Source organism: Dokdonella ginsengisoli, from assembly GCF_042652785.1.
GTDB classification, from domain to species: Bacteria; Pseudomonadota; Gammaproteobacteria; order Xanthomonadales; family Rhodanobacteraceae; genus Dokdonella_A; species Dokdonella_A ginsengisoli.
This window is the reverse complement of the sequence record NZ_JBHSHD010000002.1, coordinates 308,371-321,477: the sequence shown is the minus strand read 5'-3', so window position 1 is coordinate 321,477 and position 13,107 is coordinate 308,371. Positions and strand designations below refer to the sequence as shown.

The 13,107-nt window shown below is 69.6% G+C and carries 14 protein-coding genes; 9 read left to right on the top strand and 5 right to left on the bottom strand.

The features are described from left to right. Window positions 1-71 precede the first annotated feature (71 nt). The 3 genes from ACFO6Q_RS01720 to ACFO6Q_RS01710 are packed head-to-tail and all read right to left on the bottom strand — an operon-like array spanning window position 72 to window position 1,970. Window positions 72-1,415: a tryptophan--tRNA ligase gene (locus tag ACFO6Q_RS01720; RefSeq protein ID WP_380018756.1), complete on the bottom strand. Its 1,344-nt coding sequence runs from the start codon at window positions 1,413-1,415 to the stop codon at window positions 72-74. Window positions 1,416-1,422: 7 nt separating this feature from the next. After that, window positions 1,423-1,740, bottom strand: coding sequence for a CcdB family protein (locus tag ACFO6Q_RS01715; protein WP_380018755.1), 318 nt, complete (start codon window positions 1,738-1,740; stop codon window positions 1,423-1,425). After that, window positions 1,740-1,970, bottom strand: coding sequence for a type II toxin-antitoxin system CcdA family antitoxin (locus tag ACFO6Q_RS01710; protein ID WP_380018754.1), 231 nt, complete (start codon window positions 1,968-1,970; stop codon window positions 1,740-1,742). Before ACFO6Q_RS01710 ends, ACFO6Q_RS01715 begins: the two co-directional genes overlap by 1 nt. Before the next feature lie 140 nt (window positions 1,971-2,110). Here ACFO6Q_RS01710 and ACFO6Q_RS01705 point away from each other — a divergent pair, with 140 nt between their 5' ends. The 7 genes from ACFO6Q_RS01705 to ACFO6Q_RS01675 all read left to right on the top strand — a co-directional run bounded on the left by ACFO6Q_RS01705 (window position 2,111) and on the right by ACFO6Q_RS01675 (window position 9,442). Then, window positions 2,111-2,926 (top strand): hypothetical protein, encoded by an 816-nt coding sequence (locus ACFO6Q_RS01705; RefSeq protein ID WP_380018753.1) that lies wholly within the window; start codon window positions 2,111-2,113, stop codon window positions 2,924-2,926. A 123-nt stretch (window positions 2,927-3,049) separates the two neighbouring features. After that, window positions 3,050-5,239: a TonB-dependent receptor family protein gene (locus tag ACFO6Q_RS01700; protein WP_380018752.1), complete on the top strand. Its 2,190-nt coding sequence runs from the start codon at window positions 3,050-3,052 to the stop codon at window positions 5,237-5,239. 161 nt (window positions 5,240-5,400) lie between these two features. Then, entirely contained in the window at window positions 5,401-6,264 is an 864-nt protein-coding gene (locus ACFO6Q_RS01695; RefSeq protein ID WP_380018751.1) for a DUF2306 domain-containing protein, read from the top strand. A 98-nt stretch (window positions 6,265-6,362) separates the two neighbouring features. Beyond that, window positions 6,363-6,830: a hypothetical protein gene (locus ACFO6Q_RS01690; protein ID WP_380018750.1), complete on the top strand. Its 468-nt coding sequence runs from the start codon at window positions 6,363-6,365 to the stop codon at window positions 6,828-6,830. Window positions 6,831-6,904: 74 nt separating this feature from the next. Then, window positions 6,905-7,981, top strand: a complete 1,077-nt coding sequence (locus ACFO6Q_RS01685; RefSeq protein WP_380018749.1) for a sensor histidine kinase — start codon at window positions 6,905-6,907, stop codon at window positions 7,979-7,981. Beyond that, window positions 7,978-8,760 carry a LytR/AlgR family response regulator transcription factor gene (locus tag ACFO6Q_RS01680; RefSeq protein ID WP_380018748.1) on the top strand — a complete coding sequence of 261 codons (783 nt, stop codon included), beginning with the start codon at window positions 7,978-7,980 and terminating at the stop codon, window positions 8,758-8,760. Before ACFO6Q_RS01685 ends, ACFO6Q_RS01680 begins: the two co-directional genes overlap by 4 nt. A 100-nt stretch (window positions 8,761-8,860) precedes the next feature. Continuing rightward, window positions 8,861-9,442, top strand: a complete 582-nt coding sequence (locus tag ACFO6Q_RS01675) for a DUF4410 domain-containing protein (protein WP_380018747.1) — start codon at window positions 8,861-8,863, stop codon at window positions 9,440-9,442. Between the two features lie 129 nt (window positions 9,443-9,571). On the opposite strand, the gene ACFO6Q_RS01670 is transcribed toward ACFO6Q_RS01675, so the two are convergent. Beyond that, window positions 9,572-11,038, bottom strand: a complete 1,467-nt coding sequence (locus ACFO6Q_RS01670; RefSeq protein ID WP_380018746.1) for an ATP-binding protein — start codon at window positions 11,036-11,038, stop codon at window positions 9,572-9,574. Then, complete coding sequence (locus ACFO6Q_RS01665) at window positions 11,038-11,700, bottom strand: response regulator transcription factor (protein WP_380018745.1); 663 nt, start codon at window positions 11,698-11,700, stop codon at window positions 11,038-11,040. The genes ACFO6Q_RS01670 and ACFO6Q_RS01665 overlap by 1 nt, the downstream gene beginning before the upstream one ends. 143 nt (window positions 11,701-11,843) lie before the next feature. Here ACFO6Q_RS01665 and ACFO6Q_RS01660 point away from each other — a divergent pair, with 143 nt between their 5' ends. Together ACFO6Q_RS01660 and ACFO6Q_RS01655 are read left to right on the top strand one after the other, a co-directional pair. Continuing rightward, window positions 11,844-12,632, top strand: coding sequence for a MipA/OmpV family protein (locus tag ACFO6Q_RS01660; protein WP_380018744.1), 789 nt, complete (start codon window positions 11,844-11,846; stop codon window positions 12,630-12,632). A 13-nt stretch (window positions 12,633-12,645) separates the two neighbouring features. Then, the gene (locus tag ACFO6Q_RS01655) at window positions 12,646-13,008 is read left to right on the top strand and encodes a 4Fe-4S dicluster domain-containing protein (protein WP_380018743.1); all 363 of its coding nucleotides are present in this window, start codon (window positions 12,646-12,648) and stop codon (window positions 13,006-13,008) included. Window positions 13,009-13,107 lie beyond the last annotated feature (99 nt).

The following is a 13,107-nucleotide window of genomic DNA, read 5'->3' as shown; positions in this document are numbered from 1 at the left end:
GGCCGGAGGCTGACCGGGCGCCGACCCCGTGCCCGCATCGGCGCGCACGAGGTGCGGGAACGCGCCGGGGATCAGCCCTTCGCCAGCTTGTCGGCCTTCAGTGCCGCCAGCGCCTGCGCGATCGCGTCGGCGTGCAGCGTGACGCCGTCGGGCGGCGTGGCCTCGATCAGCAGCTCGGCGCTGGCGACGCGGTCGTCGCCGGCGTCGACCAGGGCAGCGGCCAGGCGTCCGGCCTCCTTCGGTGAATCGAACGCGCGGCTCTGCAGCAGCACCGCGCCGTCCGCGCCGGCGAGCTTGAAGTAGAACTTGCCGTCGTTCTCGCGGTAGCTCTTGATCTGCGGCAGCGCGGCGCCTGCGGACGGCGCTGCCGCGGCGGCGGTCGCGCCGTCGGTCAGGCGGCGGATGCCCGCCGCCCAGCGCAGCGCCTCGACGAACGGACGCGCGCGCGCGCGCGCCTTGCCGGCGCCGGCGAGCAGCAATTCCTCGATGCGGTCGGGCCGTGCGAACAGCGCGTCGTAGCGCTCGCGCAGCGGCGCCAGCTCCGCCTCGATGCGCTGGTACAGCTTGCGCTTGGCGTCGCCCCAGCCGATGCCGGCGGCGAACGCCTCGCGCATCGCGGCGGTTTCCTGCGCGTCGGCGAAGGCCTGGTAGATCGCGAAGATGTTCGACGCGTCCGCATCCTTCGGCTCGCCCGGCGCGCGCGAGTCGGTGACGATGCCGAGGATGGCCTTCTCCAGCTCCTTCGGCCGCAGCCACAGCGGGATCGTGTTGTTGTAGCTCTTGGACATCTTGCGGCCGTCGAGGCCGGGCAGGGTGGCGACGTTCTCCTCGATGCGCGCTTCGGGCAGGGTGAAGCAGACGCCCCTGTGCGCCAGTTCCGCCGCATACAGGTGGTTGAAGCGCTGGCCGATGTCGCGCGCCATCTCGATGTGCTGGATCTGGTCGCGGCCGACCGGCACCTCGTGCGCGTTGAAGGCCAGGATGTCGGCGGCCATCAGCACCGGATACATGTACAGCCCGGCGGTGACGCCGGCGTCCGGGTCCTCGTTCGCGGCGAGGTTCTGGTCGACCGCGGCCTTGTAGGCGTGCGCGCGGTTGAGCAGGCCCTTGGCGGTGACGCAGGTCAGCAGCCAGGTCAGTTCGGGGATTTCCGGGATGTCGGACTGGCGATAGAAGAACACCTGCTCCGGATCGAGGCCGCAGGCGAGCCAGCTCGCGGCGATCTCCAGCGTCGACGTGCGCACGCGCTCGGGATCGCTGCACTTGATCAGCGCGTGATAGTCGGCGAGGAAGTAGAACGACTCGGCCTCGTCGCGGCGACTGGCGGCGATCGCCGGCCGGATCGCGCCGACGTAGTTGCCCAGGTGCGGAGTGCCGGAGGTGGTGATGCCGGTCAGGATGCGTCGTTTCTGCATGAGGAGTTCAGATGCCGCTGAAAAGGAAGTCTAGCGCGCGCAGGATTGGGTCGCGTTGCGCGTCGATGTTGCCGACGCGCTTGCGCAGGAAGGTGGCGGGCACGGCAGCGAGTTCCGGCGTGTACATCACCAGCGATTCGCCGTTGACGTCGAGCTGCGGAGTGAGGGTTTGCGCCAGCTTGCCCTCGACCAAGCCGGGTTTGCCGAGAGGCACGACGACGACGGTCGCGAGGCCCTCGAGCAGGTCCGACTGGACGACCAGAAAGTACGGAAAGCGTTTGCGGCTCTGTGTGTGCTCGTTGAGATAGACGTCGTGGCGGGCCATCAGAACGTACGAAACTCGTCGCTCCACAGGCCGTCGCGTTCGATGTGGCGGTTGTAGGCCTCGATCGCCTCGCGATTGTCGCGCTTCCACTGCTCGGCGTGGCGCTGACGGATGACCGACTCCAGATGCTTTTCAAATTCGCGCGACAGGTTGATCTCGAGCTTGCGCGCGTCCTCGAGCAGGTCGGCGCGGATGCTCAGGTTGGTGGCTTTCTTGGTTGGGTTCGACATGGGCGACCCTCAGAAATTATGCGCATGATTCATGCGCAATGGTATGGGCTGAGATCCGCAATGACAACCCGGCGGCAGGAAGCCAACCCCGCGCTCGCCTCCGCCGCGTTGCAGGATTTCATCCAACCCGGAGGTCCGCCATGCAACGCCTGCTCTGTTGCGCCCTGTTCGCCTCGCTCGCCGCCGTCGCCTCGCCGCAGGCGCGCGCGGGGCGGCTGCTCGATCTGGCCGTCGTCGATCGCGACACCGGCGCGACGCTGCCGACCTATGCCAGCCGCGGCAAGCTCTACGTCGCCGGCACGCCCGGCCACCGCTACTCGGTGCGCCTGTCCAACCGCAGCGGCGCGCGCGTGCTGGCGGTGCTCAGCGTCGACGGCGTCAACGCGGTCAGCGGCGAGACCGCCAGTCCCGAGCAGTCCGGCTACGTGCTCGACCCCTGGGAGACGACCGAGATCGCCGGCTGGCGCAAGAGCCTGGACGAGATCGCGCAGTTCAACTTCACCGCGCTGCCGGACAGCTACGCCGCGCGCACCGACCGGCCGGCGAACGTCGGCGTGATCGGCGTGGCCGTGTTCACCGAACGCGCGCCGGTCTGGCGCGAGCGGCGCGACGAGATCGCGCAGGCGCCCGCCGCCGCGCCGAAGGCGGAAGCGGGCGCCGCCGAGGCGGAGTCCTCGGCGCGGGCGCAGGCGATGCCGGCGCCGGCCCCTGCCGAAGCCAAGCAGCGCTCGCTCGCACGCGGCGAACGCCTCGGCACCGGGCACGGCGCGCGCGAGTACGCGCGCGTGGACACCACCACGTTCGTGCGCGCGACGAGTGCGCCCGCCGAGACGGTCGCCGTCTGGTACGACAGCCGCGCCAACCTCGTCGCGCAGGGCATCGTGCCGCGGCCGATCGCACGCGCCGAGCCGCAGCCGTTCCCGGGCGGCTTCGTGCCGGATCCGGCGCCGCGATGAGAGGTTCTGGCCTGATCTAAGCCTGTAGACCTAGGTCTGAAGGCCCTGTTCGCTTCCGACTCCGGCTGCGATAAAGCCGTCCACCAGCCGTCCGCGGCCGGACGGCACCAGCCGGGGAAGGAAATGAGAACGATAGCCATCGTGCCGGGCGCGCTTGCGCTCGCCGTAGCCACCACGCTTTGCACCGGCGCGCACGCCGAAGACGTCGCGCCGGCGGATTCGTCCCCTCCGGCCGAGCTTCCGAAGGTACAGGTACGCGACCGCGCGTACTGGGAATCGCGGCCCAAGCTGCAGCACATCATGCGCGAGGTCGACGGGCCGCTGATCACGGTCACCAAGAAGACCTCGATCACCAAGGTCGACGCGATACCGACCGTGGTCGACAACAACCTGCGCGCGCTGTTCGCGCAGACACCGGGCCTGTTCTATTCCGAGCAGCAGTCGCCCGGCCAGGTGAACCTGTCCTATCGCGGTATCGGCAATCCGCAGGAATCGGAATTCGTCACGGTGCTGCTCGACGGCATCCCGCTGATGTCCGACTGGATCGGCTACCCGACCCTCTACACCTTCCCGCTGCCGCAGACCCTGTCCGAAGTGCAGCTGATCCGCGGCGGCAGCTCCCTGCTGTACGGTCCCGAGCCGCCGCCGGTGGTCAACCTGGTCAGCCGCAAGCCGGTGAAGGACCGCGAATTCGCCGGCTTCACCGAGAACGTGGTCGGCGACAACGGCCTGTTCGCATCCTTCAACCAGGTGTCCGGCACCTCCGGCGCGTGGGAGTACCTGGCCGACGTGCACTACCGGACCAACGACGGCCAGCGCCGCAACGGCGACTCGAAGCTGCGCGGCGCCGACCTGCACCTGGGCTACCGCCCGAGCGAGGAGTCCTACACCGCGCTCGACTTCCACGCCTACGATCTGAACACCGGCGATCCGGGCAAGCTCAGCTACGCGCAGTTCCGCGCCGACGAGGAGCAGTCGCCGACGCCGTACAACCGGCTGTGGACCGAGCGCTACGTGCTCAGCCTGACCCACAGGCAGGACTTCGACGAGGACAACCAGCTCGTCGCCAAGCTGTGGGGCGGCTACCAGGACAATGCCTCGCGCGCGCAGGATCGCGCGCCCTCGCCGACCGTGCCGCCGACCACCTCGACCCTGCAGGACGACCAGTTCCGCTTCGGCGGCCTCGACGCGCGCTTCCTGCATCGCTGGGGCCGCGGCAACGCGCTGACCGTCGGCACCACGGTCTACCACTCGGACGCGCCGTTCCGGCAGTGGACCGAGCAGGGCCTTCGGCCGGACCGCTTCGATCGCGACGGCGTGGAGCGCCTGCGCCAGGCGCGCTCGACCGACTACGCCTCGGTGTTCGCCGAGAACGTGTTCCGTTTCGAAGGCGGCTGGCACTTCGTGCCGTCGGTGCGCATCGACCGCGAGAACGTCGACATCGACGAAACGGTCAAGCCGTCGAACCTGACGCGCGACCTGGTCCGGCGCGACGTCACCCACACCGTGCCGCTGTTCGGCCTCGGCTTCGGCAACGACTTCGGCCGCGAGAACGAAACCTACTTCAACGTCTCGCAGGGCTGGCGCCCGGTGCGCTACTTCGACATCGGCTCGCCGTTCGGCAACACCGCCGCCGGCGACGTCAACAACCCCGACCCGACCAAGGTGCTGTCGCTGGAGGCCGGCGTGCACGGCACGCCGCGCGACGGCCTGTTCTACGACGTCAGCCTGTTCCAGGTGAACGTGCGCGACCGCATCGAGGCGCAGCAGATTCCGGACCTGCCGCAGGGCAACACGATCAACCGCAACAGCGGCGACACGCGCCACCGCGGCTTCGAGGGCCAGGTGTCCTACGACTTCCTCGCCGCGCAGGATCCGCAGACGACGCAGCACCTGTCGGTGTTCGCCAATGTCAGCCTGCTCGACGCGGAATTCACCGCCACGCACAACCCGGCCGTGCAGGTCGGCAACGAACCGGCGTTCTCGCCCAAGTACCTCGCGCGCGTCGGCGTGGTCTGGCGCGAGGACCTGCACTGGAAGCTCGCGCTGTCGGCGGTCTCGGTGGCCAGCCAGTACTGGCAGGACTCCAACCAGCCGAACGCGACGCCGGGTACGGCGGCGTACATCCCGGCCAAGGTGCCCTCGTACACGGTCGAGGATTTCTCCGCCGACTGGTGGGTGGTCCCGCACCTGCGCCTGCTCGGCGGCGTGTCGAACCTGACCGACCGCAAGTACTACGCGCGCGTGTTCGGCGGCGGCCTGGAGCCGGCGCTCGGACGCACGTTCTACGCCGGCGCGAGCTACGACTTCTAGCCGGTCGCACGGCCGGAGCGGCCGGCGGCGCCGTTCGTCGCCGCCAGCCGCCATCCGGATCCGTCGCCGCGGCGTTCGTCGGAAAGCCCCTTCCGAGGCGGCCGGGGCGGCAGCCAGAGTGCTCCTCGTCGAGGTTCGAGGGGCACGTCGTGGAAGCAGCTTTGCAAACCGCATCGCGCAGCGGGCCGGATTCTTCGCCGGCATCGGCGCGCACGCCGGCGCCGTCCCGCACCGGACGGCTTCCCGCGCGCCTGCTGCGCGCGGCGGCGGTGTTCTGGTTCGTCGTCACGGCGCTCGGCCAGCTGGTGTTCGCCACCTACGTCGCCGGCCTGTACGGGCGGGCGACTGTGAGCGGGCATCCGGAGCTGTGGAACAAGGTGATGCCGCACGGCTACGTCGCCGGCGAGACGTTCTTCAACCTCGTCCTGGGCCTGCACCTCACCTTCGCCTTCGTGATCACGGTGGGCGGGCTGCTGCAGCTGGTGCCGGCGATCCGGCGCACGCTGCCGGCGTTCCACCGCTGGACCGGCCGCGCCTACCTGGCCACGGCCGCGATCATGAGCGTCGGCGGACTGGTCATGGTGTGGGGACGCGGCGCGGCCGGCGATCTGCCGCAGCACGTCGCGATCAGCCTCAACGCGCTGCTGATCCTGACTTGCGCCGCGATCGCCTGGCGTCACGCCCGCGCACGCCGCCTCGACCTGCACCGGCGCTGGGCGCTGCGCCTGTTCCTGGCGGTCAGCGGCGTCTGGTTCTTCCGCGTCGGGTTGATGTTCTGGATCGTGGTGAACCAGGGTCCGGCCGGCTTCGATGCGGATTCCTTCAGCGGTCCGGCCCTGACCGTGCTCGCGTTCGCCGTCTACGCGATCGTGCCGCTGGCCCTGCTCGAGTTCTACCTGCGCGCGCAGCGAAGCCGCCGCACGGTCGTGCAATACGCCGCCGCGGCCGGCATCGCCGCAGCGACCCTGGTGACGGGCGTCGGCGTCGCCGCCGCGACCGCGCTGATGTGGCTGCCGCATCTGTAAGAGAGTGCCGTCATGCAGCGGTGGCTGCCGATGCCGGCGTTCGAGCGGGCGCTGGCGTTCTGGTTCCTGGTCAGCGGCGTGGCCGCGGAGAAGTCGCCGTGATCGTCGAACGGGCTGCGCAGGCGGACGCCACGGACCATGTCGGCACGCTGCGGCTGTACCTGCTGAGGGCGATGTATCTGCTCATCGCCGCCGGCCTGGTCACGACGGTGTGGCCGCACATCGTCTCGCCGCCGGACTGGGTCGCCGGCCGGCAATCGGTCATACGGGCCATGCTGGGGGCGCTGGCCCTGATGTGCCTGCTCGGGCTGCGCCATCCGTTGCGGATGCTTCCGCTGCTGCTGTTCGAGCTGCTCTGGAAGAGCCTGTGGGTGATCGCCTCGGCCGTGCCGATGTGGCTCGGGCCGGGTCTGGACGATTACGCCTCGCAGACCCTGTTCGCCTGCCTGGTGGGCGTGGTGCTGGTTCCGGTCGCCATTCCCTGGGGCTACGTGGTCAGGCGCTACGTGCGGGCACCGGGCGAGCCGTGGAGCCGTCCCGCCGCGGCACCGAAGAGCGATGCGTGAGGCGGCGCGGGCCGCCGGTTTCCGGCCTGCGCGAACGGCCGCCGCGAAGCCGCAACTGGACTATCCTTGGTGCCATGTCCGCCGTCCTGACTCCCGCGAGGTCCCTCGGTTTCGCACGGCTCTTCGGCTGGCGCCGGGTGGCGGTCGCGCTGGGCATCTCGCTGGTGTTGTGGAGCGTGCTGGTGCTGGTCTGCCCGCCGGCGCTGGAACTGCCGTTCAACGCCGCCGCGATCGGCCTGGGCACGGTCTTCGCGTTCGGCGCGCTGGAGCGCTGGCCGCGGCGCCTGCCGCCGTGGCTGCCGCGCTGGATGCTGCAGGTGGTCGGTACGGCGGTCGCGGTGCCGGTGGCGGCGGTATCCGCTTTTTCGCTGTTCGCCCTGGTGCCCAACGGCGAACCGCCGTTCTGGCACGGTGGCCACCTGCTCGGCTGCTTCGTGGGCATGAACATCGCCGGCCTGCTGGTCGCGCCGTGGGTCGCGCTCGGCGCGCTCGTGCGGCAGAGGGAAGCGTTCGCGCGCGAGCAGGCGCTGGCGTTCGATCTCGAACGCAGCGAACTCGAACGCCAGGCGCTGGACGCGCGCCTGCATCTGCTGCAGGCCCAGGTGGCGCCGCATTTCCTGTTCAACACGCTGGCCAACGTGCAGGCGCTGGTCGACGCCGGCTCGCCGCAGGCGCCGGCCGTGCTGCGCGCGCTGATCGCCTATCTGCGCGCGGCGGTGCCGCGGCTGCACGAGGCCTCGACCACGCTGGGGCAGGAACTGGATCTGGTGCAGGCCTACCTCGAACTGATGCACATGCGCATGCCCGACCGGCTGCACTACGCGATCGACGTCGACGAATCCGTGCGCGCGCTGTCGTGTCCGCCGATCACCCTGCTGACCCTGGTCGAGAACGCGGTGCGCCACGGCATCGATCCGGCCGAGGACGGCGGGCGCATCGACATCGACGTGCACCGGCGCGGCGAGCACTGCCGGGTGCGCGTGCGCGACACCGGCGTGGGCCTGCATGCCAGCGGCGGCGGACTCGGCACGGGCCTGGCGAACCTGCGCGAGCGCCTGCGCCTGATCTTCGGTGAAGCGGCGAACCTGCGCGTCAGCGAACAGCCGCCGCACGGCGTCTGCGCCGAGCTCGACCTGCCCGCGCGCGCATGAGCGAGCGCGCGACCGCGCTGATCGCCGACGACGAACCGCTGCTGCGCGAGGCGCTGGCGCGCCAGCTCGCGCAGGCCTGGCCGGAACTGGCGGTGGTCGCGCAGGCACGCAACGGTCGCGAGGCGATCCAATCCTTCGAGCGCGAACGGCCGCAGATCTGTTTCCTCGACGTGCAGATGCCGGGCCTGTCCGGCGTCGAAGCCGCGCGCGCGATCGGCCGCCGCGCGCATCTGGTCTTCGTCACCGCCTACGACCAGTACGCCGTGCAGGCCTTTTCGCACGGCGTGCTCGACTATCTGGTCAAGCCGGTCGAAACGGCGCGGCTGGCCGAAACGGTCGCGCGGCTCAAGGAGCGCCTCGCCGCCGCGCAGCCGGCGGCCAATACCGAAGCGCTGCTGCAGCAGCTCGCCGCGCAGCTGCAGCGCAGTGCCGCACCCGCGCCACTGCGCTGGCTGCGCGCGCAGGCCGGCCCGACCCTGCGCCTGATCGCGGTCGACGAGATCGACTATCTGCGCTCGGACACCAAGTACACGCGCGTCGCCTGGCGCGGCGACGCGGGCCAGCCGGGCGAGGCGCTGGTCGGCACCAGCCTGAAGGAGCTGCTCGCGCAGCTCGATCCGGCACAGTTCGCGCAGGTGCATCGCTCGGTGGTGGTCAACCTGCGCGCGATCAGCCACGTCGTACGCGGCGACAACGAGACGGCGGAAATCCACCTCAGGCACCGCGACGAGGTGCTGCCGGTCAGCCGCAGCTATCTGCATCTGTTCCGCCAGATGTAGCGGCACGGGCCGCCGTCGCGGCGTCCGTGGGCGTGCGCGGAATCTGCTGGATTGACCGGGCGCCAGGGGTGGGGCGTTTTTGGAATCCGAAGGGGAAATCGTGTCCGTCTACGTCGCTCGGCGAGCGTTCGCCGCTGCCTGCTTTTTCGTGCTCGTTCTCGGTGGCTGCGCTTCGTCGCCGCCGCGCGCGAAGTTCGCCGGCTCCGCCGCGGTGAACAGCGTCGTGCTGCAGGCCAACGACACGGCGGCGCTGGCCGTCTCCACGGCGCCGGGGGTGACCATGGCCGACCACGAAAGGGCGCGCCTCGCCGACCAGATCAAGACCCGGCTGGCCGCCCGGCAGGCGTTGAATGCGAACGCGGCCGAACCGCGGCAGTACGACATCGACGTCACTGTCACCCGCTACGAAAAAGGCAATGCCTTCGCCCGCGCGATGATGGCGGGCCTGGGGCAGATCCATCTCGACGCGCTGATCAAGATCTTCCAGACGGGCTCGCACACCCTGCTGTCCGAATTCAGCATGGACAAGACCTTCGCCTGGGGCGGCATCTACGGCGGAACCACCTCGATGGGGGACATCGAAGGCACGTTCGCCGAAGGCATCGCCAACGCCATGTCCGGCGGTGAGAAGGAGCCGAAGGCCGGTGCGGCGGCGGAGCGGAGCGCGGTTTCGCAGAAGTGAGCCGGGCGCCGTGCGCGTTCCCGGGAACGGCCGGCCGCTCGAGCGGCGGTTTGCAGCCGGGGCGTCGGGGCGGGCTTTCCGTTCGTCCCGGATAAGGGCGCGTGGCCGTGGCGACCGCCCGGCGTTCGACTATTCCGCGGCTTCCGGCGCATGAACCGGAAACCGGATCGCGATCTCCAGACCGGTGCCGCGCAGACCGGCGCCGACGTCGATCGAAGCCCCGTGGGCATGCGCAATGCGCTCCACGAGGGATAGCCCGATCCCGCTGCCGCTCACGCGAGAGCCCGCAACGCGATGGAAGCGCTGGAACATGCGGGCTCGCTCGCCGACCGGCACGCCGGGTCCGTCGTCGCGCACGGAAAGCCGCACGTACTGCGTGCCGTCGTGCCGCGCGCGGCGGCACGAGATGTCGACGCATCCACCGTCATTGCCGTAGCGCAGCGCGTTGTCGAGCAGGTTGCGGAACAGGATGCCGATGTCGTCGACATTGGCGTGGATGGGCGTGGCCTGGATCTCCAGCACGATCGACTGCCGTCGCTGCCGGGCGGAGTTTTCGAAGTCGCGAACGACGAGCGCGACGAGTTCCGACAGGTCGAGGACCGTCCGCTCGGAGGCATGGTTGCCGGCGTCGAGACGGGCCAGGTCGAGCAGCTGCTCGGACAGGCGCGCGCTGCGCTCCACGCCGGCGGCGAGCTGCCTTGCCGCACGATTCTTCTCCGCCGCATCGTCGGCGTTCAGCACGACCTGGACTTGCGCCAGCAGCACCGCGAGCGGCGTGCGCAGTTCGTGGGCGGCATCGGCGATGAAGCGTCGCTCGTTCTCGACGGCGCCTTCCAGCTGGCGCAGGAGGGCGTTGAACGATTCGATGAGAGGCTGCACCTCGACCGGTACGTGGCCCGCGGGAAGCGGAGCCAGGTCGAGCGCCTTGCGCATCGCCATGGTCCGGCGCAGATCGTCGATCGGCGCGAACGACCAGCGCGTCACCCACCAGATCGCCAGCCCCGGCAGTGCGATCAGCGCCAGCGTCGCCGCCGTCGCGATTCCGGCCGCGTGCAGCATCGTGTCGGCCCGCTGCCTGGGCGACTTTCCGACCTGGACGTGGACCTTGCCGGTGGCGTCGGCGAGGTCGTAGACCCGCCACACCTGTCCCTCGATCGACTGGTCCGCGAAACCTTCGACGAAATCGGGTTTCAGGGCGGCGGCGGGCGCGCTGGGCGTACGCAGAATCTTCCGTCCGTTGACCCACACCTGCAGGCCGATGTCCCACTCTTTGTCCACGGCGGCGGGGACGCCCGGATTGCGGGTGCGGTCGGCCAAGGCGGCATCGGCGAGAAGGCGGTCGAAATCGGAGGGCAGGGAGGCCAGGGCGATCTTCGCCGACTCGCGCAACGAGCGATCCCACACGCTCTGCTCGCTCAGGTTGAGCGTCAGCCACGTGCCGAAGGCGATGCTCCAGCACACGAGCACGATCGCCGACATGGCGATCAGCAGGCGCGTCCGCAGCGACCCGAAGCGGCCTGTGCATGCTTTCCCGGGCGGCCACGTTCCCGACGGAGCGTCGATCGCCGCCGAACCGTCCGGAAGCGCGCCTGGCATCAGTTCTTTGCTCCGAAGCAGTAGCCGAAGCCGTGCACCGTCGTGATCACGTCATTGCCGAGCTTGGCGCGCAGATGATGCACGTACACGGCGATCGTGTTGCTCTCGATCGTGCCGGTGCTGCCGTAGACCCGGTCCTCGAGCTGGTCGCGGTCCATCGCCCTGCCCGGATGCTCCATCAGCGCCAGCAGCGTGCGGTATTCATTCATCGACAGGTCGACGAGGACGCCGGCCTTCTTCACCGTGCGCCGGACCGGATCGACTTCGATGTCCTGGTGCCTGAGCGCTGGCGCGACCCGCCCCTGGCTGCGACGCACGACGGCGCGCAGGCGCGCCGACAGCTCGTCGAGCTGGAACGGCTTGACGATGTAGTCGTCCGCGCCGGCATCCAGCCCGCGGATGCGGTCGCTCAGCTTGTCGCGAGCGGTGACGATGACCACGGGCGTCGTGTCGTAGCGCTCGCGCAGGCCGGACAGCACCGTGAAGCCGGACGAGCCGGGAAGGCCGAGGTCGAGCACGATCGCCGCGTACCGGCAGTCCAGCGTGGCCAGGCGCGCACCCGTGGCATCACCGACGGAGTCGACGTCCCAGCCTTCACTGCGGAGGCCGCGCGCGATCGCATCCACCAGCATGGCGTCGTCTTCCACGATCAGCACTTTCATTGCAGCGGGAATCTTCCGGTGGCCGCGCGGCGCAGTATCGGCAGCTGCGATTAAAAAACTCTTAAAGCCGATTAAACAGTTCTTAAAACGCGCCGTGCACAGTGCGGGCCCACTCGCCCACCTCCCCCTGCCACGGAGTTCGCATGCCGCACCGCTCGACACGTCATCGCCTCTGGATCGCCGCCGTGACGCTGCTCGCCGGCGGGTCGGCGAATACCGCGCTTGCCGATCCGGCCGACCGCTGGGATCTCTCGATCGGCGCAGGCGCCGTCAGCATGCCCGAGTATCCGGGAAGCGACGAGCAGAAAACACGCCTCCTGCCGGTGGTGACGGCCAAGTACGGGCGGTTCCTGATCGGCGGCGAAACGCAGGGGCTCGGCATGAATCTGATCGAGGAAGAAAACTGGCGCGCGGGCCTTTTCGCCTCGTTCGACTTGTCCGAGATACGCGAGGAATCCGACGATCGCGAGCGGCTTCACGGCCTCGGCGACGTGGACGGCACCGCAAGGGTCGGGGCGTTCGCCAGCTACACGTGGGGCTGGCTCACGGCAAGCGGCAGGATCGGTACCGACGTGGGCGGAAACGAGCTGGGCACGATCGCCACGCTGGGGCTCAGTGCCCGCTGGAATCCCACCTCGCGCCTCACGCTGACCGCCGGTCCGCAGCTGACCTGGGCCAGCGAGGAGTACATGCAGACCGTGTTCGGAATCAGCCCCGCGCAGGCGCAGCGCTCCGGTCTTCCGCGGTACCAGGCCGGTGGCGGCGTCTCCAGCGTCGGCCTGCGGCTGGGTGCCCACTATCGGATCGGCGAGCATTGGGGCGTCGGCATCACGGCGACGACGGCACGACTCCAGGGAGACGCGAAAGACAGTCCGATTGTCCGGGACAAGACGCAGAATTCGATCGGTGCATTCGCCACGTATCACTTCTGATGCGGCTGCGGCGATGTCCGAAACCGTGTGGTCCTCCGTTCTTTTCGGGATGGCTATGAGCGAGGCATCCGCCTGTCACGAGAAAGGCATGGTCTGGCCCATCGTCAACCGCGATCGCTGCCTCGGCGACGCCGACTGCGTCGCCGCCTGTCCGAACGGAATCCTCGCCGTCGCGATCGTGGTCGAGCACGCACTCGACGCAGGGTGGTCCGGCTCCCCGGCGCTGCCGGTCATTCGCCGGCAGGCACATGTGGTTGCCCCCGAGCGCTGCGCGGCATGCGGGTTGTGCGTCACCGCATGCGCGCAGCGCTCCATCATTCTGCAGGGCCGCTACGAAGATCCGGTCCATTCCCGCCGACGCAGCCTGAAGATCTGAGCGCCCCGACTTCGATCGCGAACGGCGGCAGGCCACAGGCCAATGAAACGGCGTCCGTTTCGATCCGGCGGCGCTGCTTCTGCGGCCACGTTCCGCCGG

Bases quoted from the DNA above. Each gene is read 5' to 3' on its own strand.
- ACFO6Q_RS01720 (WP_380018756.1), bottom strand. From the start codon at position 1,415: ATGCAGAAACGACGCATCCTGACCGGCATCACCACCTCCGGCACTCCG.
- ACFO6Q_RS01715 (WP_380018755.1), bottom strand. From the start codon at position 1,740: ATGGCCCGCCACGACGTCTATCTCAACGAGCACACACAGAGCCGCAAA.
- ACFO6Q_RS01710 (WP_380018754.1), bottom strand. From the start codon at position 1,970: ATGTCGAACCCAACCAAGAAAGCCACCAACCTGAGCATCCGCGCCGAC.
- ACFO6Q_RS01705 (WP_380018753.1), top strand. From the start codon at position 2,111: ATGCAACGCCTGCTCTGTTGCGCCCTGTTCGCCTCGCTCGCCGCCGTC.
- ACFO6Q_RS01700 (WP_380018752.1), top strand. From the start codon at position 3,050: ATGAGAACGATAGCCATCGTGCCGGGCGCGCTTGCGCTCGCCGTAGCC.
- ACFO6Q_RS01685 (WP_380018749.1), top strand. From the start codon at position 6,905: ATGTCCGCCGTCCTGACTCCCGCGAGGTCCCTCGGTTTCGCACGGCTC.
- ACFO6Q_RS01680 (WP_380018748.1), top strand. From the start codon at position 7,978: ATGAGCGAGCGCGCGACCGCGCTGATCGCCGACGACGAACCGCTGCTG.
- ACFO6Q_RS01670 (WP_380018746.1), bottom strand. From the start codon at position 11,038: ATGCCAGGCGCGCTTCCGGACGGTTCGGCGGCGATCGACGCTCCGTCG.
- ACFO6Q_RS01665 (WP_380018745.1), bottom strand. From the start codon at position 11,700: ATGAAAGTGCTGATCGTGGAAGACGACGCCATGCTGGTGGATGCGATC.
- ACFO6Q_RS01660 (WP_380018744.1), top strand. From the start codon at position 11,844: ATGCCGCACCGCTCGACACGTCATCGCCTCTGGATCGCCGCCGTGACG.
- ACFO6Q_RS01655 (WP_380018743.1), top strand. From the start codon at position 12,646: ATGTCCGAAACCGTGTGGTCCTCCGTTCTTTTCGGGATGGCTATGAGC.